The following is a 23283-nucleotide window of genomic DNA, read 5'->3' on the forward strand; positions in this document are numbered from 1 at the left end:
ACTATGAGATTACGTCATAAACCATGGGCCGCTGATAAATTAAAGGCCTATCCAAAATATGTTACTCAAAATCCCCAAGACTTTAAGGGGGAATGGCAAAAGCGTTTTGCTAAAAATCAACCCATTCATATTGAAGTTGGATCAGGTAAAGGACAATTTATAGTTGAAATGGCTAAAGCCCATCCTAACATCAACTATATTGCCATCGAATTACAAACTTCAGTAGCTGTTTCTATTCTGGATTTACAACTAAATACCCAACTAGAAAATTTACAAATTATTAATGCCCACGGTGGCGATTTGAACCATTTCTTTAGTGATGGAGAAGTCAACCGTGTATATCTTAACTTTTCTGATCCTTGGCCCAAGGCTCGTCATACTAAACGACGTTTAACTTCCCCTAAATTTTTAAGCCAATACCAAACAATTTTAAAACTTGATGGGGATATTCATTTCAAGACAGATAATATGAGTCTCTTTCAGTATTCTTTAGCTTCTATGAGTCAATATGGTTTCGTTTTTCGTCAAGTATGGTTAGATCTTCATCATAGCGATTTTCAAGGAAACATACAAACTGAATACGAGGAAAAATTCTCAGCCAAAGGTCACCCAATCTATCGCTTAGAGGCCTATTTCCCACAAAAAAATAATAGCTTGCTAAACACACAACCCCCTCAATAGGTATTCGTCTATTGAGGGGGGTATTTATTTAAAACTTTTCTGATTATGAACGGTGTTCTTTCAAGATTGACTCAAACTCATCGAGCCTTTCTTCAAAAACATCAAGCGTCGCTAAAATATAATTTGCTTGAGTCATATCTAAGCCAGCGTCTTTCATAGTATCTACAGCATATTTAGAAGACCCTGACTTTAAGAAACCTTTGTAATTCTCTAAAGCTTCTTTATCTCCTTGATAGATTTTAGCTGCAAAGTAAGTTGCTGCCGAGAATCCTGTGGCATATTGAAAAACATAATAATTATAGTAGAAGTGAGGAATACGTGACCACTCTAGCACAATCTCAGAATCTGAATTAACTGCCTCCCCGTAGTATTTAGCATTTAACTCACGATAATTTTCTGAAAGAAACTCCTGTGTTAAAGGTGTGCCTTCAGCATCTGCAGTATGCATAAAGTGTTCAAATTCAGCAAACTGTGTTTGTCGGAAGACGGTACCTTTAGCTCCGTCTAAGAAATGATTTAAGATGAATAGACGAATTTCGGGATCTTTATATTTGTCTAATAAGTAATAAGTTAATAAGTTTTCATTAGTAGTCGACGCAATTTCTGCTAAGAAAATAGAATAACCAGAATAGATATGCTCTTGGTTATTGCGACTTAAGTATGAGTGTGCAGAATGCCCTAGCTCATGAATTAAGGTATAAAGGTGATTAATTGAGTCTTGCCAGTTCATTAAAATATATGGCTTAGAATCATAGGTTCCTGAAGAATAAGCTCCTGATCGTTTACCGATATTTTCATAAAGGTCAATCCAACGGTCAGCAAAAGCTTCCTTCATTATTGCCACATAGTCTTCACCCATTGGTTTTACAGCTTCCAAAATAATCGACTGCGCCTCTTCATAAGTCACTTTAATTGGAGCTTCACCTAATAAAGGTGTATACATATCGTACATTTCTAAATCTTCAACACCTAGTAAGTCTTTACGAAGTGCTACATAACGATGTAAAAGATTTAAACGTGAATGAACAGCCTCTAACAATGTATCATACACTGACTCTGGCACATTGTTTTGGAAAAGAGCAGCTTGTCGAGCAGAGTCAAAGTGACGTACTTTTGCTTGATAATTATGAGCTTTCATTTGACTAGAAATTAAGCTAGCATATGTATTTTTAAATTGGTCGAAAATACTATAATATTTTTGGAAAGTTTCTTTTCTAACGCGACGGTCAGAAGATTCAAGCATCTTTCCATAAACCGAGTGCGTTAACTCTACTTCATGGCCTTCTTCATCCTTGATAGTAGGAAACCTCAAATCGGCATCAGTCAATAAGCCAAATGTTTTGCTTGGTGTGGCAAAAATTTCACCCGCTTTAGCCAACAAAAGCTCTTCTGCATGGCTTAAAGTGTGTGGGCGAAAACGTACTGCATTATCTAGAAACTGACGGTATTTTTTTAATGACTCATTGGTCTTAATAAATTCCTGTAGTTTCTCCTCATCAATCGCTAAAAGCTCAGGATCAAAGAAAGCTGTAGCTCCATCAAATTCAGTAATTAATTGCAATGTACGCGCTTGTAAGCTTTGTGAAGCAGAAACGGTTTGATCTTGATCACTGATTAAGTGACTATAAACATATAAGTTTTCAACGATTCTCTCAGTTTCTTTCATCGTTTCAATCGCTTTAACAAGCTGATCTGCACTTCGACCTAGCGTGCCCTCTAAGTCCTTCAAATCACCAATCATTTGTTGAGCCTTTGTAAAATCCGATTCAAAAGCTTCTTGGTCTTTATACATGGATGACAAATCCCAGGTATATTTTTCTTCTATCTCAGAACGCTTACGTGCTTTATGTGTAGACATAACATTACTCCCTTTTCTTATGATAATCTTAGTTTATCATAATTAGATCCTAAATGGGAACGGTATCATTAATTAATTAGATGATTTAAAAAAATTTTTTCTGACTCTCTAACAAATCGTTTTTACTCCATTAATCTTTTTAGAACATAATAAAGAATATATAAAGTTTCTTCTAATATAGTTTTAGATTGGCCCATTAAAGGAAAGTGAAACATACTAAAGTGGTTGTTATCTAAATGTTCATTCATCCTCGAGGAAAAGGAAGAAAAGTTTAACCCCTCTCCTTCAGGGTTGATTTTCAAATTTCTATTCAGCCATAACATTGATTCAAAGGCCCAAATCCAAATCAGCCAGCCAGGCTCTTTCATCGCTTGCACCTGCCAATTATTAAAAACCCATCTGGGTATTTCTTCCAAGTTAATTTGATAGTTGTAGAGCTGGTTTAAGAAAACACGATAAGAAAGATTGGATTTTATTGATTGAATAATAAAAGAATAGTCAATTAGAGAAATACTCCTAGACTCGCTTCTTTTCAAATAAATATTTTTTACATCGCTCTTTGCTTTTAAGCTTCCATTAAGTGCCAATAGCCAATTTTCTTTATAAGAATAGCTTGTAAGCTTAATATCTAAATTATTTAAACTATAAACTAAAGGTATATGGTGATAACATTTTAATTCGTACTGATTTAAATCTAAAGTCCAAACGTGATAACCAAGTTTCTTTGAATATGCGATACAACGTCGAACCCATGTACTTAAGCCCCGTTGTTTAAAATAATAATCATCAATTAACCATTGAACTTGAAAACCGAGTGCTTGATAATTTTTTTGTCTTTTATCCATATCAATTGATGAAATGACTGATTTTTGATACTCAACTATCCAAGCGCAGGAGCTATCTTCGACCATAAGATCAGCAATCTGATTTATTTTTTCAAAAATAACCTCTTGCGCACATTCATAGCCAAAGTTTCGGAAATTATCTCGTAATAAATTTTTGGCCTGCTTATGTTCTTTACTTTCTCCTCTGTGAGTCTCTTTTAAACCAAATTTTAAATAAGTACCCTCATTTTTAATATCTAATGAACAAGCTTTTAAATGTCGGAAGTAAGAACGCCCTTTTTCTTTATTAATTAAAACTACTTTAGTTAAGCAGTACGGACAAACATAAATCTGATCCTTTTTTGCTTCTTTTGCATAGATTAACTCACCAAATTGATTTATTGCCGCGTACATTAATAACCCCCCTTTAATCTGAAATACAGATCTAAAGGGGGTTAGGTGTTTAATTGATTTAAAATTGATTTCCAAAGAAGAAGAGTGCATCTTCTTTTCTTAATAACTCACCGTGTTCTGCTAGAACAGATGCAGTGACCATTGATATTTCTCCAAACTCGAAGAGAGTCAATAACTTAGTTGCAAGTTTATCTTTACTTACTGTTCGTTCTAAATCATAGAGAATCAAGAAATAATGCGAATTCATATAATATAGATCTGAAACTAGCAATTCGCTTGGTATTTCACGAGCTAGTCTTAAAAAATTATCCAATGAACTAAAACGAATGACTCCTTCAATAGGTTGCTCTTGTGATAAGTCTTCATCTTTTGACTCAGACTTAGGATTAAATAAATTCATCATCGTCTCAATCGCCGTCTTCTTAGTTTTCTTATTAGTAGAGGAGCTTACTTGTTGATTCGATTCAGCAGTTGAATCGATCATATTTTCACTAGAGGATTCCTTCAGGGACATTTCTTTGCGTTCTTTAAGACGCTTCGTTAGTTCATCTTCCCAAACCTCATCAAGTTCCTCAACATTGGCACGGCTAATATACAATTCTAAGCCTTCGCTGTTAGGAATCACTTGGAATGTCACAGCTTCTGAATCGTGAAAATGATGGTCAATATCCACTTCTTCTAAAATTGAGTAAAAGAATTTTTCAATCCGTGATTGGTCCCCTATTAGGTCTAAAAAGTCGATACCCCGTTCTTCTAGATCCTCAGATCCAATTAGAACTTTAATTAGGTTATCATTTATATGCTCCATTTCCATAGCAATTCACCTCCACCTTCTTATCCATTATACTACTTACAAACAGACATACCAAGCATTATGTCATGTTCCGTAATTTTAGCAAAAATACATTGTCTATGCAAGCTTATCCAATGCAATTCTATTTATTCAAAAAAAGAGCCCGAAGGCTCAAATTTTTGTTTATTCATTTACCAAAGCACGAGCGTGACGCAATGCGCGAGCTCTTACTTCTCGAGGCAAGAAACGTCTGATTTCATCCTCGTTGTAACCAATCTGAATGCGTTTATCATCTAAAATAATTGGTCGACGCAACAAACCTGGTTGATTTTGAACTAACTCAAAAAAATCATTTAAAGGTAATTCGCTGATTTCTACATCTAATTCTGAATAGGCTTTTGACCGAGTTGAAACGATATCCTCTGTCCCTTCCTCTGTCATTCGCAAAATACCTTTTATTTCGTTTATCGTTAAAGGTTCAGTGAAAATATTGCGCTCTTCGAATGCAATATTATTTTCTTCTAGCCATGAACGGGCTTTTCTACATGACGTGCAACTTGGAGTTACATATAATGTTACCATTAAAAGATCATCCTCTCTTGTGAACATTCTTCTCTCTTAAAGACACGTACATATTCAATTATTGAACTTAAGATTTTATCATTTAACAATCAAATCTATTCGATACAATAAGTGAGTTTCACAAAGTATTTAGTACTACATATAGAATTATAGCAACAAAAATGCTTTAAAGCAAACTATAATCAATGATTAGTGTGTGACATTTATTAGAATTACTGATGAAAAACTGCCAGTTTGTGAAAACACTCAATCTTTTTTCATAAAAGCTAGCATTTAATTTTAGATAGGTTATAATTATTAATGTAAATATAAGCCATTAGAAAGAGGAAGATCATGAAAGAGACCATTTTTTCCGGTGTACAACCATCCTCCATACCTACTCTTGGAAACTATATTGGAGCCATGAAATCATTTGTTGATTTACAAGATAAATATCAAGCAACCTATTGTATTGTGAATCAACATGCCATCACAGTCCCACAGGACCCTGAAATATTGGTAAGACAAACTAAGCAACTAGCTGCCCTTTATTTAGCGATTGGTATCGATCCGAACAAATCCACAGTATTCGTACAATCAGAAGTACCTGCTCACTCTCAAATTGCTTGGCTCATTACCTGTCAGATTGGCGTAGGTGAGCTAGAACGAATGACACAATATAAAGACAAGTCTGCTAAACAAGAATCAGTTGGTGCTGGCTTACTTTGTTACCCGGCATTAATGGTTGGTGATATAGTTCTTTATGATGCTAAATATGTTCCAGTAGGTGATGACCAGCGTCAGCATATTGAATTAACAAGAAATTTTGTAGACCGTTTTAACAACCGCTACGGAGAAGACATATTAGTTAAACCAGAACCTATTTATCCAAATGCTGGTAAGCGAGTTATGAGTCTGCAAGACCCAAGTCGAAAAATGTCCAAATCAGATGAAAATGAAAAAAGTAAAATCTCAATGTTGGATGAACCGCGTCAAATCATTAAGAAAATTAAATCAGCTGTTACTGATTCAATTGGAGTCGTTAATTATGACACGGCTAACCAAGCTGGTTTATCCAACTTAATTGAAATTTACGCAAGCTTAAGTGCACAGCCAATTAAAAAGATCGTTAATCAATATCATGACTTAGGTTATGGTCGCTTTAAATCAGACTTAGCTGATTTAGTTGTATCTGTCTTAGAGCCTATTCAAAAGCGTTATAATCAGCTAATCGCAGGCGATGAACTTTATGATATTCTTTCTATAGGTGCAACTAAAGCTAATGAAACAGCTTCTCAGACATTGGCTCGTATGGAGAAAGTAATGGGTATACGATATAGATAGTACATAGCAAAAAACTGCCAACTTATTCAACAAGTTGGCAGTTTTCTTTAATTGTTTTGTGCTTCTTTCTCATAACACTCTTGACAAAACCCATAAAAGGATACTTCCATCGCTCTTACCTTAAATTTACCTAACTCTTTTATTTCGGTGTATATATCATTAAATTGATTTAAAAAAACATCTTCAATTTTTCCACAAGCTTCGCAAATTGTATGTCCGTGGGGGTGCACATTAATATCATAGTGTTTTGTTTTTTCATCAATGTTCAACTCTTGTAAAATGCCTGCATTCACAAAAGCACGAACATTATTATAAACTGTTGCTAAACTCATTTGTGGATAGTCTTGTTGAACTTGCTGGTAAATCTCTTCAACACTTGGATGCTTGACTTTTGTCAAGATTGTTTTTAAGATGGCTCGTCTTTGAGGAGTTATACGAACTTTACCCTTCTTCATTTTTTCTAAAAGTTGATTAATATCGGATTCAATAGCCTTTTCTGTTTGCATGGACAAACCACCTTCTAATATGTTTATATAGAAATGAATGATAATAAATTGAAGCTGTTACAATTTAACATTTTAAATTATATCCATCAAAAAATCAACTGACCGAGATCAGTTGATTTTGATTTTTTTATTCTACTTCAGCAGATTCTGATTCATGTTTCTCAAAAGTATATTTTAGAACTGGCTTACGAGAAGCTCCTGCTTCATCCAAACGTCTTACGGGTGTATTATGTGGAGCTGTTTGAACAATTTCAGGATTATTAATAGCCTCTTGATTAATCTTAATTAAGATATCTGCTACATAATCTAAGTCTTGCTTAGATTATGTTTCAGTCGGCTCAACCATTAAACATTCATTAACATGCAATGGGAAGTAAGTTGTTGGAGCATGAATACCAAAGTCTAAAAGTCGCTTACCAACATCTTTAGCTGTTACTCCATAATCTTTCTTGTGACGACTTAAGTCCAATACAAAGTCGTTTTTGTTGAAGTTAGGGAATGGTGCATCAAAGTATTCATTAACACGTACTCGTAAATAGTTAGCATTAAGAACAGCATCTTCAGAAGCACGACGTAATCCTTCAGCTCCCATTGAGCGAATGTATGTATAAGCACGAACGTTTACACCAAAGTTTCCAAAGTTTCCTTTGATACGACCATAAGATTTCTCAGGTGTTTCAAGCTCATATTTGTCGCCATTTTTTACCACATTGGGTCCAGGAATAAATGGTGCTAATTTATCCACAACGCCAATTGGTCCTGATCCTGGTCCTCCACCACCATGAGGTCCAGTAAAGGTCTTATGTAAGTTCAAGTGACAAGCGTCAAAGCCCATTGCACCTGGAGAAGTTAATCCCATAATAGCATTTAAGTTTGCACCATCATAATAAGCAAGTCCACCCGCTTCGTGAACAATATCTACAATTTCCTTAGCATCTTTTTCAAACAAACCAGCTGTTGATGGGTTTGTAATCATAATACCGGCAATATTTGGCCCTACAGCAGCACGCACTGCCTCGACATCAATAATCCCTTCTGGAGTGGAAGGAAGCTCAACCGTTTCGAAACCAGCTACCATAGCTGTGGCTGGGTTTGTTCCGTGAGCAGAGTCAGGAATTAGTATTACTCGACGTTGCTCCAATTCTCCAATGGATTCAAAATAAGCTTTAAAAGCTAATATTGCTGCTAACTCACCTTGAGCACCTGCAGCTGGTTGTAAAGTTAATGCTGGAAATTGAGTGATTTCCTTCAAATATTCTTGTAATTCATACATTAATTGTAGTGCACCTTGAATAGTGTCTGGATCTTGTAAAGGATGAATATTCGCAAAGCCATCCATAGCAGCTACATCTTCGTTAATCTTTGGATTATACTTCATTGTACATGATCCTAATGGATAAGGACCTGATTCAACACCAAAGTTACGGTTTGAAAGTGCTGTATAGTGACGTACAATTTGTAGTTCAGAAGCTTCTGGTAAACGCGCAGGTTCTTGACGTGCATATTCTCCTAATTCTGATAATAAGTCATACTCTTCTACTTCAGAAACTGGCAAATCATAAGCTGTGTGCCCTTCTTGCGAAATTTCAAAAATCAATTTATCATAATCTTGTAAGATCATTATTTTGCCACCTCCACTAAAGCAGTTACAAATTTATCCATTTCTTCTTTGGTACGCTTTTCAGTTACACAAAGTAGATAGGCATTATCAACACCAATTGCTTTTGAAGCATCAAAGCCACCAACAAATCCTTTTTCAAATAATTCTTTATTGACTTGACGTACATCTTTATTTAGTTTGATAACAAACTCGTTGAAAAACGGTCTAGTGTTAAGAACTTCAAAACCTGCTGCTTTTAGTTCTTTCGCAAGATAATGTGTATTATTGATATTAGCCTGTGCTAATTCTTGAATACCAACCTTACCGTATGCTGACATAGCAATAGATGATGCTAAAGCGAATAAAGCTTGGTTTGAAGAGTAGTTAGAGGTTGCCTTTTCACGACGGATATGTTGCTCTCGTGTAGAAAGGGTCATAACGAATCCACGTCTACCTTCTTCATCTACTGTTTCCCCGACAATACGCGAAGGAATCTTACGCATTAACTTGTCATTAACGGCAAAGTAACCACAGTGAGGGCCACCTAAAGACATTGGTATACCGAAAGGCTGAACATCTCCAACAGTAATATCTGCTCCAAAAGCACCTGGTTTTTCTAGTTTTCCAAGAGCTAATGGATTAGCAGAAACAATTAACAATGTTTTTGTTCCTTCTAAAGCTGACTTAATTGCTTTTAAATCCTCAACCGATCCAAAGAAGTTTGGATATTGAACAATAACTGCCGCTACTTCAGCATCTAATTTAGCTTTTAAATCTTCAAGACTTGTGACTTCATTTTCAAGTGCTATTTCTTCAACAGCGTAATCTTTACCGAAACCGTAAGTTTTTACAGTTTCAATTGCTTGTGGGTTTAACCCTTTAGAAACTAATACTTTTTTAGACTTCTTAACATGGTTAAACGCAAGGTTTGCTGCTTCGGAAACTGCGTTATATCCATCATACATACCACAGTTTGCCAAATCCATACCTGTCAGTTCAGCAATCATTGTTTGCCATTCAAATAATGCTTGCAATTCTCCTTGAGATACTTCTGGTTGGTAGGGAACATAAGCAGTTAAGAACTCTTGACGCATAATAATATGATTAACAATCGAAGGTACATGGTGGTCATACGTTCCAGCACCTAAGAAAAAAGGCATTTGACTGGACGAAGTGTTTAGAGCCGACAATCTAGTCAGTTCTTTAACAATTTCCAATTCAGAAAGTGGTTCAGGTAAGTTCATTTTGCCTGTACGGCGTACATTTTCTGGCAAGTCAGAGAAGATATCCATAATATCTTTAACGCCAATTGTTTCTAGCATTGCTTGGCGGTCTTGGTCTGTGTTAGGTAAATATCTAAATTTTGCCATGATCTGCTCCTTAGTCTATTTTTTTCTTTAATTCGTACTTTTTAAATTAATAGCAATTTTGACTTAAATATTAGAGTGACATAGAGTCACTCTAATAAACAAACCTTTAAAATTTATGATTATTCAGCTGGCTCTTCAGTTAAGAATTCTGATGTATCGATGTCTTCTTCAGTTTCAATTTCGAAGAACCATCCTTTACCTTGAGCATCTTCGTTAACTGATTCTGGTGCATCTTCTAACTCTTCGTTCACCGCAACTACTTTACCTGCAAAAGGTGCGTATACTTCAGATACAGATTTAACAGATTCTACTGTTGCGATTTCTTCTTCAGCATCGAATTCATCGTCGACTTCTGGTAATTCAACGTGAACGATATCTCCTAATTGCTCTGCAGCAAAAGCAGTGATACCTACACGTGCTTTGTTAGGTGCTAAAATTTCAATAAACTCGTGTTCTTCTGTAAAAAATACTTGTGACATTATAAATGACCCCTTTTCTTAAAATTGTTTATGTGCTCATTTTATCAAACATTTAACAAAAATGAAACCACTTTAGTTTAAATTTACTTACTAGCAGCTAACCAGTCTTTCTTAGTTAATTCTGCTTCAATTTCTTTACCGCGGATATCGATAATTACTTTATCACCAACTTTATAATCAGTGGCAACACGCATGAAACCTAGAGGGTATCCTAATGTAGGTGATTTCGTTCCTGATGTTACTACCCCAATCACTTCACCCTCTTGATTTTTAACTTCCATACCATGACGAGCGATTTGTTTGCCGTCAATCTTAAATCCTCGAGACGCTTCTTTCTTATCGCCGGCGCGATAAGCAGCAATTGCTTCTTTTCCGATGTAATCTGCTTCTTTAGCTTTTGGTGCTGCAAATGCAATACCACCTGCGATTGGGTTGACGCTCTCATCGAAGTCATTGCCATACAGTGGTAAACCAGCTTCAAGGCGTAAAGTATCACGTGCTCCTAGCGCACATTCTTTAACACCTAAATCTTGACCTTCTTCAACTAATTTCTTCCAAATCTCAAGCATATGTTCAGCTGGAATATATAGTTCGAAACCTTCTTCACCGGTATAACCAGTACGTGAGATTTGAACACGATCAAAACCAGCTACTACTTGATCTTGCTTATAAGAATAATATTCAATCTCTTTCAAGTTAGTATCTGTAATGCGAGCCAATAATTCTTCAGCATTTGGTCCTTGAACAGCGATTAATCCCCAGTCATAAGTTTCATCTGTGATCTCAACTTGACCCTCTTGATTATGATCATGCATCCATTGAACAATCTTTTCACGGTTAGAGCCGTTTGGAGTTGCAACAAACTCGTCATCATTGCGGCGGTAATAAATCAAATCATCTAAGATGCCGCCATCTTCTTTACATACAGCGGTATATTGAGCTTTTCCGTTGAAAGTAGCTTTATGCACATCATTAGTGATTAATCCGTTCCACCAGTCATAAGCATTCATCTTAGCCGATTTAACACGAACCTCTCCCATATGTGAAGCGTCAAATAAACCTACTGCATTACGAACTGCCTCGTGCTCCTCAGCAATTTTGGTGATTTGAATTGGTAATCCCCATCCACCAAAATCTGTAATCTTGCATCCTTTTTCGATGTAATAGTCATACATAGGTGTTTTTTTCAATCCATTTTCATCTAATTGAACGTTTGTCATTATACTATCTCCTTCGCCTTACTTGATTAAAATATCTTTGACTTGTGCGTAGTATTCATCTAATTGAGAGGACAATTCAGCGACCTTGTTGTTAGCAAGCTCATAATACTCTTCTTGCTTTTCCTTATCCTTAAGCTGTCCTCCATTAATATATAAGTTTAATGAAGAAGCCTGAACAGCCGAACGTAACATTTGAAGACCTACACCAACATCGGAAACGATGATTTTTTTAATTAAAGGAATAACCTTGTCAAAGCCCTCCACAATTTGGCTGACTTCTGAAATCAAGTCAACTGGAGGTTGAGATGCAATTACTAACCCACTTTGAATTGCTTCATTACGCACTTGTTTTTCTACGTCTGTTGCTCTCGGCATACCATACGCTTTAGAAAGTGGTTCAAACTCAGTTGCATCGCGGTCGATAATGTTCACAAAAATCTCTTTACTTTTTTCAAACTCTTCAATTTTTTTAGCAAGAAAAGTTTGATCCTCTTTAGACAATTTATCACTTTGCGAGAAAATCATAGCCATCAAAATAGCACCAATACCCAATCCAGCTGTAACGCCCGCTGCAGCCCCTCCACCAGGAGTTGGATCATTAGAAGCTAACTTGTCAATAAATTCTGTGACTTTTAATTCTTTCATTACGCGCTCCTATTCTAAGCCATTTAGAAGCTTAGCACCTTTAACAACTTGTGAAGCCAGAACACCTGTTGTTACAGAACCAACACCACCTGGGACAGGAGTGATAGCACTTGCTTTAGGTTCAACTTCATCAAAGCGAACATCTCCAGTTGCCTTACCATCTTTGTAACCAAAGCCAACATCAATTACTGTTGCACCTTCTTTAATGTAGTCAGGGCCAACAAGTCCTAAAGCTCCGGTAGCTGAGACCACAATGTCAGCTAAAGTAGTGTGGATAGTGTTGTCTTTAGTATAGACATGTGTATTTGAAACAGTTGCATTACGGTTTGATAACATAACTGCTAATGGCTTACCAACAACTGGTGATGAACCAATAACACAAACTTCAGCACCCTCTAATTCATAGTCATAGTAATCAAGAATTTCGATACAAGCTTGTGCTGTAGAAGGAGCCATTGCAGTTGGATCATTGTTAATTAGCTTACCTAAGTTAACTGGGTTCAAGGCATCTACGTCTTTATATGGATTTAAGCGCTCAGCAATTTCTGCTCGCTCAATTCCTTCTGGGAATGGTTGCATAATGATAACGCCTGACACAGATTTATCTGCATTTAATTCATCGATAATTTTTAAGACATCTTCGGTGGTCTTAGCATCCAATTCAGTACGAGCTTCTGCTTCGATTCCACATTTTTCCATTACTTTCATAGCATTTTTTTCATAAGCCATGGAAGAAGGGTTTTCATCGACACGTAACACTACTAATTTAGGAACAATCCCTTTTTCTCTTAAAGCTTCTGCTTCTTGACGAGTACGCTCGCGAATTGCTTTCCCAACTTCTTTACCATCTAAAATCTTACCCATAAGATCCTCCCTTTTCTATTCAATACACTGTAAAAGTCGAACGAGCAAAAATTTACTCGCTCGACTATTAATTTTATCTTAGAATCAATTCTTTTTAGAACAATCCTTCAATGTTACCTTTTTCATCAACATCAATACGGTTAGCAGCTGGTTCTTTTGGTAAGCCAGGCATCTTCATAATGTCACCTGTCATAGCAACTAGGAAGCCTGCACCAGCAGAAACGGTTAAGTCACGGATAGTAACAGTAAATCCTTCTGGAGCTCCTAATAATTTAGGATCATCGGAGAATGAATATTGCGTTTTAGCCATACAAATTGGTAATTTACCATGTCCTTGCTCGGTGAATTGCTTAATTTTCTTCTTAGCTACTGAAGTAAACTCAACTTTTGCACCACCGTAGATTCTAGTTACTAATGTTTCAAGTTTTTCTTCGATAGAAGCTTCTACATCATAAGCAAACTTAAAGTTGCTTTCTTTTTCAGATGCTTCAACTACAGCCTTAGCTAGTTCAGTTGCACCTTCACCTCCATCAGAGAAGTGAGTTGAAAGAACAACTTTAACGCCTTCTTTTTCACATTCTTCACGTAATGCTTCAATTTCGGCATCTGTATCAGTTGGGAACGCATTGATAGCTACTACTGGGTTTAATCCGAACACATTCTTAATATTGTTAATGTGACGCATTAAGTTAGGCATACCTTTACGTAAAGCTTCTACATTTTCAGGTCCTAATTCTTTTTTATCAACTCCACCATGCATCTTCAATGCACGGATTGTTGCAACGATTACAACTGCTGAAGGAGCTATCCCTGCTTGACGACATTTGATGTCTAAGAATTTCTCAGCACCTAAGTCTGCACCGAAACCAGCTTCAGTAATTGTGTAATCTGCATAATTCATTGCTAGTTTCGTTGCAATAATTGAGTTGCATCCGTGAGCAATGTTTGCGAATGGTCCACCGTGCACAAAAGCTGGTGTCCCTTCTAAAGTTTGTACAATATTTGGCTTGATTGCATCTTTAAGTAATGCAGTTGCAGCTCCAGCACCATTAATATCTTTAACAGTAACTGGCTTATTATCTTTACGAGTGTAAGCAACGATCATATTACCTAATTTTTCTTTTAATTCTTGTAAATTATTAGATAGACAGAATGCTGCCATTACTTCAGAAGCTACAACGATGTCGTAACCATCTTCACGTGTTACTCCATCAACACGACGGCCTAATCCATTTACAATATTACGTAATTGACGGTCGTTCATATCGACAACACGACGCCATACAATTCGGTTTGTATCAATATCTAATGCGTTACCATGGTGGATGTGGTTATCTAATAAGGCAGCGATTAAGTTAGTTGCTGCTCCAATCGCGTGGAAGTCTCCAGTAAAGTGTAAGTTAATATCTTCCATTGGAACAACTTGTGCGTATCCACCACCAGCTGCTCCACCTTTAATACCAAATACTGGTCCTAATGAAGGCTCACGTAAAGCAACTGCTGTTTTCTTACCAATTTTAGACATTCCGTCTGCCAAGCCGATTGAAGTAGTTGTTTTACCTTCACCAGCAGGAGTTGGAGTAATCGCTGTAACAAGAATTAATTTTCCTAAGTCCTTGTTATCCATATCTAATTTAGTAAAATCGATTTTAGCTTTTGTTTTACCGTAAGGCTCTAATACATCATTAGAAATACCTAACTTTGCAGCCACATCTTCAATTGGTTGCAATTTAGCTTCCTGTGCGATTTGAATATCTGTCTTCATTAAAATCTTTTCCCCCTTTAGATAAATCACATAGTATCTCTATGCATCTTTCATCATACCATAAAACGTTAGGAAACTCTTACATTTTGCAGACAGTTTTTAAAAAATTGCATTTTTAGCTTGCAATTCGGTTTTTTCACAAACATTTTTATGTAAGCAAGTACTAAATTTGTTTATATTATCAATAAAGAAAGTTAGTTGTGCTTTTCACAACCGCTATTTAATAGATGAAAGTTGTTATTAATATAGTGATAACCACTTGGTCAACTTAATCTTTTTTCACAAAATTTTCGTTATTTCTTAAATTGCACTTACCTTATACATTCTGGAGTTATGGTATCCTAGTAAAATTTTATGATAACCAGCTAATTTTTCATCAATTTCACGATTACCTGTATAAACTAAAAGCGGTTGACCTTTTAAGGTGTTTAATTTTCCTGGTGTTGCAACGATTATAATATCCTCTTTATCTAGCTTGGCAAGAACCTTGTCAGATAATTGATGATTGCCTCGGCCAAAGAGATATCCTTGACCACCCATCGGTGTAACAATCAATTTAGCTGGCTTGTCCCCAATGATATCCAAAATCTCTTGTTCATAGACATCTTTTTTTACAACTTTTTTATTTCGAATGATATCAACACCTAATAATGTTGGTTCCAGACCTAACTCTAACATTACCGGAGCAACTGTTGAACCAGAGCCAATAATGTAGAAGACATCTTCTTCCATTCTATCTATAATATCAAGCGCTATAGAAACTCTTGCTGCCTCATCCGATTGAGGAGTAGGTGATTTCAAATTTTGTAAATGACTTTCATCATAAGGAACACTTAGGTATCCATAGACTTTAGTAATTATTTCATCCCTACGGAATGCATCTTCTTCAATATCAATAACTTCCTCATCTTTTAGAGACAATTCCTTGTCTTTCAAATACCTCAAAGCTAACTTACCGGCATGTTCCGGTGTCACTGCATAAACAGGAGAATGAATCTTAACACCCGCTGGTATCCCAATCGTTGGAATAGCAAGTTGAGTAACTGAAGCAATATCACGTGCCGTTCCGTCGCCTCCTGCAAAAAGTATTAAATCCACCTCTCTCTCTTGAAATTTTTCAACTAAATGAATGGTATCCTTCGCCATACTGTCACCATCGATTTGATGAATCACTTCATAATTCAATTCGGTTTCTTTTACTAAATCTTCTCCCATTTTACCAGAAGCAACATATACAATTAATTCTTCTTTAAGAGGAGCTAATTCTTTGAGCGCTTTCAAGGCTTTTAAAGGGGCCTCAGGATTAGCTCCTCTCTTAATCGCCTCAGTTAATACATCTTTACCATCGGTACCTTTTAAACCAACTCGTCCTCCCATACCAGCAATGGGATTTACTACAATTCCTAATTTTTTCATTAATTCTCTCCTCTCAATAATCTTCTATTCTATTATAGGTCTTATAAATGTTCTTGTCATACCTAAGCTCTAGTTTACAATTTTTACTTTTCTTTCTATAATTTAAATTGTCTGATTTTACAAGTTCCTTGTAGGAGTGATTTTTTGCAAAAAAATTTGAAATTTTATATCAAATTGTTTAGAGTGACTTTTCTATTAAGTGCTTTTACCTTTGGTGGAGGTTATGTAATTGTAAGTCTTATGAAAAAGCAATTTGTTGATGACTATCATTGGTTTGAAGAAAATCAAATGCTCGATTTAATCGCAATCGCTCAATCTTCTCCAGGGGCAATCGCTATTAATGCCGCGGTGATTGTAGGTTATCAATTAGCAGGATGGCTCGGTGTTCTCACCACTGTTTTTGCCACTATCCTTCCTCCTTTTGCAATTATCTCTATCATTGCACATTTTTATCAGGTCTTTATTGAAAATCAATGGGTGGCTTGGATGTTAGAAGGAATGCAAGCGGGAGTAGCAGCGGTAATTGTTTCTGTTGTTTATACCATGATCAAAGATCTTGTTAAACAAAAAGAAAAGTATCTAATTCTCATTTTTATAAGCGCACTCATTTTAGTTAGTTATTTTAACTTCCCGATTTCATGGTTAATTCTTATTTCTTTATGTGGTGGCTTTATTTATTCTTATTTGAAGAGGTGATTACTTGATTTATTGGGAACTATTTCTTACTTTTTTAAATATTGGCTTACTTTCTTTTGGTGGTGGCTATGCTGCTTTGCCTTTGATTGAAGACTTGGTTGTTCACCAAGAGCATTGGCTATCTTTAGAAGAATTTGGTCATCTAATTACAATCTCACAAATGACACCTGGTCCAATTGCTATTAATGCCTCTACTTTTATTGGTACTCAAATCGGTGGTGTCAGTGGTGCAATAGTTGCTACTATCGGCTGTACCTTACCATCGATAATTATCGTGACTTTTTTAGCCTATCTTTATCAGCGTTTTCAAAAACTAAGTTTAATGCAAGATACCCTTTTTATCCTTAGGCCTATAGTGATTGCCTTAATAGCTAGTTCGGGCTTATCAATTTTTGTGAATGCTATTTGGCAAAAAGAGACTGTTGTTTGGATGGACCCTAATTGGTTAATGTTGGTAATTTTTATTATAGCCATGCTATTACTTAATAAGTTTAAAGCTAACCCCATCGTGATTATGATTTCTGCAGGGATTGTTAATTTGATTTATCATGCATTTTAAAAAATTAGTTGTTACTCATTTGTCCTTTTTAGGGTTATATTAAACAGAAGGTAGGCAACTCTTTGTTTATTTAATAAAACTAAAACACCGTCCTTAACGCTGTTTAACAGTGTTAAGGACGGTGTTTTAGCTAACTTCGGTCACAAGCTCTTTGTCATTTAATCAGTTGATGAGTTATAAAACAGTTTATCAATCGTTTTCTTTTGTTCTTCTAACCACCTTTTTGCTTCATCAACCGCTTGATTTTCAGCCGCTTGTTTTACTTTTTCAATTTTTTTACGCCGGTCACGTTCTTCAATAAGGGCTAGGTACTCTTCAAGAGTAAGTCCATGTTCCATCATAAATTGCGCATTTAGTTGACCTACATAGCGATAATGCCAAGGTTCAAAATTAAAAGTAGTCATTTCTGTCTTATTTTGAGGGTATCTTAAAATAAACCCAAAATTGGCTGCATTTTCTACTAACCATTGGGCCGATGCCGTTTCGCTATAATTTTCAGTTAAGCCTCCTCCTATGCTGGTCCAATCTTGACCTAATATATCAATAGCGAGCCCAGTCATATGCTCTGTGGCATTTGCTGGTGCTGTATATAAATTGGTTAAATATCTCGCTTCTGATTCACTATAACCGACCGCCATTAAAGACTGTTTTCTAGAACTTTCTAACCCTGCTTGCTGATTTGTCGAACGGTATCCTGAAATAATTGTAAATAGATAACCATCCTCCAAACCTGCTTGTAACAGCTGACTAAGTTTTTCTTCAATGTTAGCAGCATATGGAATTCCTTCAATTGAAGTAACTAAATCAACTTCAATTTGATTGTTGATTGGGTTGCTTGGATTCACCAAAAGTAAATTGGGATCATTTAAATTTCCCTCAGCAGGAATTGAATCAATTAATTCATCAACACTAGCATTTGATTTTATCGCATCAATCTGACTCAATTCTGGTAAATTGTATTTAGCTAAAGCCACCGCTTTGTCAAAAGGAAAAATAAGTAGAAGTAAAAATATTAAGAAAATTTTCTTAATACTCATTTTTATCACCTCATATTTGTTTTCAAAGGATCAAGTGTTCCAATAATAAACATTCTGATACGCAAACTACTTAAGGAAACTCTCAAACTATTTATCCTGTTCGATAAAGTGCTTGAGAGCCAGCTATTATTATAAGCGCCAAAAAGTATAGCCAGCTTCCTTAAAATAATCAGCATCCAGTATGCTTTTGACATCTATAAGAACTCTTTCTTTAGGTGATAATTTTGCATTAAACAATTTTTCGATGCTTGTATTATTTAGTTCTCGAAATTCCTGATGAGCTACTGCAAAGATAACAGCATCCGCATCCTGAACTTGATCGAACGCTGTTAAATCAACATCATATTCTGCTTTGGCATCACTTGATTCAGCCCAAGGATCTACTACAACAGGCTCAATATCGAAAGTCCTTAAATAATTGATAATATCGGCAACTTTTGAGTTGCGCGTATCTGGTGTATGCTCTTTAAAAGTTAGACCCAAAATAACTACTTTAGAGTCTGTTACTTTTTTACCCGCCTTAACCATGAGCTTAATCAACTTATCACCAATAAAATCTCCCATTTGATCATTTATTTGGCGACCAGAAAGAATAATCTGACTATGATAGCCCAAGTTTTCTGCCTCGTAAACAAAGTAGTAAGGATCTACACCAATACAGTGTCCTCCCACTAGTCCTGGTGTGAAACCTAAAGCATTCCATTTGGTATTCATGGCATCAATAACATCTTGCGAATCAATTTCCATTCGATCAAAAACGAGAGCTAACTCATTCATAAATGCAATGTTAATATCTCTTTGACTATTTTCAACAACTTTAGCGGCTTCAGCAACTTTAATACTTGGTGCACGATGAACACCCGCTTCAATTACTAGTTCATATACTTTAGCCATTGTATCTAAAGCATCAGCAGTTGTAGCAGAAACGATCTTTTTAATTTTTGGTAAAGTATAGACCTTATCTCCTGGATTAATTCTTTCAGGTGAATAACCTACCCAAAAATCAACACCATGCACTAATCCTGAACTTTCTTCAAGTTCTTCAATACACATTTCCTCAGTAACCCCAGGATAAACCGTTGACTCATAAGCAACTAAAGTCCCTTTAGACATGTTTTTACCTACGGTTCTTGTGGCTGAAATAACCGGATCTAAATTAGGTGTCTTATCTTGATTGATAGGCGTTGGAACCGCAACAATAATAAAGTTCGCTTCTTTTAGCCTACTTTGGTCGTAGGTGAAAGCTAAATTTGTATTCTTGACTGCTTCATCTCCAACCTCTAGAGTTGGATCGATACCCTGTAAATATTGCTCCACTTTATGAACATTGTTGTCATAGCCAATTGTTTCAATGTGCTTAGCAAATTCTATGGCAATCGGCATACCCACATACCCTAAACCTACAACTGCTAACTTTGTTTTACCTTCAATTAAATTTTGATATATATTCATTTTTGTCTCCTAACCTTATTTAGCTATCTTATATAATTGCTTGTTAAATTATAACCGCCTTTTAATTGCCTGAAAAACATAATGACTATAATAATATATGCACTGATATAGTGGTAATTTTTCTAAATGGCGATAAGTGTACCATGTTCGCTTAAGAGCTGAAAGCTTGTTGGAGGAAATAGAACCAGAAACTTGACGATAGTGATTAAGCACTTCATTTAAAGCATAAGCTTCAATTTTTCGTTCACGCATTAACATTAGCCAAGTTGCTGTGTCTTGTCCTTTCCGCACTAAAGGCATTCTAAAGTCTCCTATTTTTTCACGATCAATCATTACTGTAGAGCAAGCAATGGCTGTGTTTTTTAGAAGGCCATTATAATCTAAACGTTCTGGTAAATCTACTGTTTCTTTAAGGGTTTCTCCACTTTCATCTATTAAGGAAAAATTTGTATAAGTAAAAGATAGCGCCTTTTCTTGCATAAATGCTAATTGTTTCTCCAACTTACAATATTCCCAAACATCATCACTATCAATAAATGAAATATATCTACCTCTAGCCAATTCAAGCCCCTTGTTTCTTGCCACTGCGGCACCAGAGTTTTTTGATAAATTAACCAATTGAATACGGCTATCTTCTTGTGCAAATTCTTGAATTATTCTCACACTAATATCATTTGAGCAATCATCGACTAACAACCACTCCCAATTCTGATAACTCTGATTAAGCACGCTCTCGATGGTTTTTTTTAAGAATCTTTCTGCGTTATAAACAGGGGTTATTATCGACACCAATCCTGATTTTGAATTCATCTCACAATTCTCCTTAAATAATCTGAATTATCTTGATTCTTGCTTGATAAAGCTCTGCCAATTGGCGTTGGTCATTATACCACTTTTTATCGGTAATATTAGCGTCTAAGACGATAACAATTTCATTTGGTGAAAAGTTTGCATCAAGACTTGCTAAGTTAGTCGCTTGCACTCCGTAGGTGTTTCCTTCAGGAGAGATTAGTTCTTGAACATTCACTTCTTGATGCTTTTGTTGTCTAAGGATTACTCGCTGACTATCACTAGGAGTTCGAATTAATTTTTCTAAGACTTCTCGATTATCTTGACGGTTATAAATAAAATGCAGATCATTAATTCCCCAAGTATAATCAAAAGCATAGCCTATTTTATGTCTTCGATAATGTGCAATCATGCTCCAAGCTATCGATAAAATAGCGCCTAAAAAGAGACCCAATAAGCCATAGATAATACTTCCTTTAGCCTCTTTAGTTTGAAATGGGGTCAAAGTTTCCCTACTAGGAACTTCTTCGATCAAATCAATTGGAATCATTTCTCCAATTTCTGGTGACCGAATGATTGAGACAGTATTTTTCCCGAGGAAAGGTAGCTTTTGTTTTTCTAATAATTCAGCATATGCTTCGGCTATCTTTAAGTTTTCTTCAGCATTATTCCCCACCAAAAATCTTAAAGTAATAACATTTGAAGCGGCATCTCGAATTCCTGCAAGCCCACCTCGAAAAGTGTTGGTCTTATACATTTCAAGTTTTTTTTCTGCTTGAAGCCATTTTCCAAACTCGATACCAGTTTCTGCTTCAATTTGTTTAATAATAGTTGGTGTCGCAAAATAGTCATCAAAGACAGCCGCAGTTGAAAATAGACTGCCATCTTCCATTGTAACAATCACTTGGAATGAAGCTGGGTCTTGTTGATAGGCATGGGCTAGATAATTATATGATTCAATTTTATCACTATTTATTAAGCGGTTGACGACATACCTTCCTCCTACAACTAATAATGAGATAATAACTGATCCAAACATAATTCTTCTAAAATTATTTTTAATAAAGCGGTATAACTCGTGAAAAACTGTAGCTAAGCTCATATTCCTAAACTCCTTTTACTTTTAAAATCCTGCGTTTGTTCTTTTGTATCGATTATTTTTACCCAACTTATAATTAAAGCAAAAAATACCCAGTGCCATTCAATCAACATATTATTTGCACTAGTAATACTTGCTAGAATAAAAATAATTAAAAAACTATAGAATACAAAAGAAATATTGCTTTGTAAAACAGAGGTCTTTCTCCCCACTCTAGCAACAAACTCCAACCGTCTTATCATTCCAATGTATGCCCATAAATAAAGTAACAGTGAAAGAATGCCGTTAGAAACTAAAATTTCAAGCCACCAATTATGCATATTGGTTATTTCATTAGTTGGCCAGATAGGTCTTACTTTAGCCCAATGCTCGATATTCCCCGATCCTACCCCTAAGCCAAAAGTTTGGGTCAAATAAAGTAAACCATTTCGCCAGATATTCATTCGCTTAGTATCACCAGATAAGCCTGCTTGTGGACCACCTAGAAAAATCACTTCAAAAACTTTTTCACGTATAGGTGGAATTAACATCATAAAAATAATAAAGGCGGTCATTATATAAAGTCTTTTCCCTTGGAAAAGATCCAACTTGAAGTTGCGAACTAGTTGTAAGCCGATAAAAAGAATTAAACATATTAAGGACATTCTTGAGCTAGTTTGGTAGATTAAAAATGTTGTTAATGCAAACATTAATAGTAAGAACATCCTTTGCCAATATCTTTGACTGTAATAGTATAGAACCATACAGAGGGTGACATACGCTAAAAGTAAAGTAGCATAGTCATTTTGATTGGCAAAAAAGGTGATTGGAATCCGAGTCCAGGGTTGGGAATCAAAAGTTCCATATTTATCCAATTTGGTCATATCTGCAAATACATAGATATTACCGATAATTTCGATATAGCCCCAAAATACTAAGGCAGTCATCATCCCCCACATGGCTTGAGCCAGACGAAACCACTGTCTTTTAGTACCCACCCAAAAATAAATAGCCACAATTGATGCCATGCCAACCGTCATTAAAAATGAAACTTGCAGCCAATCTTTAAAATTTTCAGCCCAAAGACCTGTTGTTAAAGCAATTAACCACCAAGCTAAAAAACAAAAAAGCATACGTGTTGAAGCAGAGGGTAACACCAATAAAAGCTTTCGATCTTTTTGTAAAATTTGCCAAGCAAGAATCAGAACAGAAAAAAGAGCAAGAATTCGGTAAAGGGTAATTTGAGCAATTGGCGTTTCAACGGCTAAAATTTGCGAACCTAAAAAAACACTCGTAACTAAAAGTAAACAATATAGAAACATGGGCCACTCC

Annotated in this window: 21 protein-coding genes and 1 pseudogene; 4 read left to right on the forward strand and 18 right to left on the reverse strand. The window is 35.7% G+C overall.

What is annotated here, in order from left to right:
• Positions 1–3 precede the first annotated feature (3 nt).
• Positions 4–681: a tRNA (guanosine(46)-N7)-methyltransferase TrmB gene (gene trmB, locus ACQV2O_RS02050; RefSeq protein ID WP_428874857.1), complete on the forward strand. Its 678-nt coding sequence runs from the start codon at positions 4–6 to the stop codon at positions 679–681.
• A gap of 43 nt (positions 682–724) precedes the next feature.
• Here the strand turns inward: trmB and pepF are convergent, their stop codons facing one another.
• From pepF to spxA, 4 genes are all read right to left on the reverse strand, one after another.
• Positions 725–2539 carry an oligoendopeptidase F gene (pepF, locus tag ACQV2O_RS02055; protein WP_428874859.1) on the reverse strand — a complete coding sequence of 605 codons (1815 nt, stop codon included), beginning with the start codon at positions 2537–2539 and terminating at the stop codon, positions 725–727.
• 122 nt (positions 2540–2661) lie between these two features.
• Positions 2662–3777: a competence protein CoiA gene (locus tag ACQV2O_RS02060; protein ID WP_428874860.1), complete on the reverse strand. Its 1116-nt coding sequence runs from the start codon at positions 3775–3777 to the stop codon at positions 2662–2664.
• A 58-nt stretch (positions 3778–3835) separates the two neighbouring features.
• Positions 3836–4591 (reverse strand): adaptor protein MecA, encoded by a 756-nt coding sequence (locus ACQV2O_RS02065; protein ID WP_428874861.1) that lies wholly within the window; start codon positions 4589–4591, stop codon positions 3836–3838.
• 162 nt (positions 4592–4753) lie between these two features.
• Positions 4754–5152, reverse strand: coding sequence for a transcriptional regulator SpxA (gene spxA / locus ACQV2O_RS02070; protein ID WP_428873603.1), 399 nt, complete (start codon positions 5150–5152; stop codon positions 4754–4756).
• Between the two features lie 333 nt (positions 5153–5485).
• Here spxA and trpS point away from each other — a divergent pair, with 333 nt between their 5' ends.
• Positions 5486–6475 (forward strand): tryptophan--tRNA ligase, encoded by a 990-nt coding sequence (gene trpS, locus ACQV2O_RS02075; protein WP_428874862.1) that lies wholly within the window; start codon positions 5486–5488, stop codon positions 6473–6475.
• Positions 6476–6522: 47 nt separating this feature from the next.
• On the opposite strand, the gene ACQV2O_RS02080 is transcribed toward trpS, so the two are convergent.
• The 9 genes and pseudogenes from ACQV2O_RS02080 to ACQV2O_RS02120 form a co-directional block, all read right to left on the reverse strand.
• Positions 6523–6981 carry a Fur family transcriptional regulator gene (locus ACQV2O_RS02080; RefSeq protein WP_428874863.1) on the reverse strand — a complete coding sequence of 153 codons (459 nt, stop codon included), beginning with the start codon at positions 6979–6981 and terminating at the stop codon, positions 6523–6525.
• Between the two features lie 127 nt (positions 6982–7108).
• A pseudogene (gene gcvPB / locus ACQV2O_RS02085) lies at positions 7109–8602 on the reverse strand (aminomethyl-transferring glycine dehydrogenase subunit GcvPB).
• Positions 8602–9951: an aminomethyl-transferring glycine dehydrogenase subunit GcvPA gene (gcvPA, locus tag ACQV2O_RS02090; protein WP_428874864.1), complete on the reverse strand. Its 1350-nt coding sequence runs from the start codon at positions 9949–9951 to the stop codon at positions 8602–8604. Before gcvPA ends, gcvPB begins: the two are co-directional and overlap by 1 nt.
• Positions 9952–10070: 119 nt before the next feature.
• A complete protein-coding gene (gcvH, locus tag ACQV2O_RS02095; RefSeq protein ID WP_428873598.1) occupies positions 10071–10430 on the reverse strand; it encodes a glycine cleavage system protein GcvH in 360 nt (119 codons plus the stop codon).
• A gap of 83 nt (positions 10431–10513) precedes the next feature.
• The gene (gene gcvT, locus ACQV2O_RS02100; protein ID WP_428873597.1) at positions 10514–11650 is read right to left on the reverse strand and encodes a glycine cleavage system aminomethyltransferase GcvT; all 1137 of its coding nucleotides are present in this window, start codon (positions 11648–11650) and stop codon (positions 10514–10516) included.
• Positions 11651–11668: 18 nt separating this feature from the next.
• On the reverse strand, positions 11669–12295 hold the full coding sequence (locus ACQV2O_RS02105) for a cyclodeaminase/cyclohydrolase family protein (RefSeq protein WP_428873596.1): 627 nt from the start codon (positions 12293–12295) through the stop codon (positions 11669–11671).
• A gap of 9 nt (positions 12296–12304) precedes the next feature.
• A complete protein-coding gene (locus ACQV2O_RS02110; protein WP_428873595.1) occupies positions 12305–13159 on the reverse strand; it encodes a bifunctional 5,10-methylenetetrahydrofolate dehydrogenase/5,10-methenyltetrahydrofolate cyclohydrolase in 855 nt (284 codons plus the stop codon).
• Between the two features lie 94 nt (positions 13160–13253).
• The gene (locus ACQV2O_RS02115) at positions 13254–14924 is read right to left on the reverse strand and encodes a formate--tetrahydrofolate ligase (protein ID WP_428873594.1); all 1671 of its coding nucleotides are present in this window, start codon (positions 14922–14924) and stop codon (positions 13254–13256) included.
• A gap of 300 nt (positions 14925–15224) precedes the next feature.
• Positions 15225–16340 (reverse strand): ATP-NAD kinase family protein, encoded by a 1116-nt coding sequence (locus tag ACQV2O_RS02120; protein ID WP_428873593.1) that lies wholly within the window; start codon positions 16338–16340, stop codon positions 15225–15227.
• A 144-nt stretch (positions 16341–16484) separates the two neighbouring features.
• Between ACQV2O_RS02120 and ACQV2O_RS02125 the strand changes: the two genes are divergently transcribed.
• Complete coding sequence (locus tag ACQV2O_RS02125) at positions 16485–17036, forward strand: chromate transporter (protein WP_428873592.1); 552 nt, start codon at positions 16485–16487, stop codon at positions 17034–17036.
• A 4-nt stretch (positions 17037–17040) separates the two neighbouring features.
• Positions 17041–17595, forward strand: coding sequence for a chromate transporter (locus tag ACQV2O_RS02130; protein ID WP_428873591.1), 555 nt, complete (start codon positions 17041–17043; stop codon positions 17593–17595).
• 158 nt (positions 17596–17753) lie between these two features.
• On the opposite strand, the gene ACQV2O_RS02135 is transcribed toward ACQV2O_RS02130, so the two are convergent.
• The 5 genes from ACQV2O_RS02135 to ACQV2O_RS02155 form a co-directional block, all read right to left on the reverse strand.
• The gene (locus tag ACQV2O_RS02135) at positions 17754–18632 is read right to left on the reverse strand and encodes a M15 family metallopeptidase (protein ID WP_428874865.1); all 879 of its coding nucleotides are present in this window, start codon (positions 18630–18632) and stop codon (positions 17754–17756) included.
• Between the two features lie 129 nt (positions 18633–18761).
• A complete protein-coding gene (locus tag ACQV2O_RS02140) occupies positions 18762–20084 on the reverse strand; it encodes a nucleotide sugar dehydrogenase (protein WP_428874866.1) in 1323 nt (440 codons plus the stop codon).
• Positions 20085–20132: 48 nt separating this feature from the next.
• On the reverse strand, positions 20133–20894 hold the full coding sequence (locus tag ACQV2O_RS02145) for a glycosyltransferase family 2 protein (protein ID WP_428874867.1): 762 nt from the start codon (positions 20892–20894) through the stop codon (positions 20133–20135).
• A 13-nt stretch (positions 20895–20907) separates the two neighbouring features.
• Complete coding sequence (locus tag ACQV2O_RS02150) at positions 20908–21975, reverse strand: hypothetical protein (RefSeq protein WP_428873587.1); 1068 nt, start codon at positions 21973–21975, stop codon at positions 20908–20910.
• Positions 21972–23273, reverse strand: a complete 1302-nt coding sequence (locus tag ACQV2O_RS02155) for an O-antigen ligase family protein (RefSeq protein ID WP_428873586.1) — start codon at positions 23271–23273, stop codon at positions 21972–21974. Before ACQV2O_RS02155 ends, ACQV2O_RS02150 begins: the two co-directional genes overlap by 4 nt.
• Positions 23274–23283: the final 10 nt, after the last annotated feature.

This window comes from Facklamia sp. P13055 (assembly GCF_050409445.1).
In the GTDB taxonomy this organism is placed as follows: Bacteria; Bacillota; Bacilli; order Lactobacillales; family Aerococcaceae; genus Facklamia.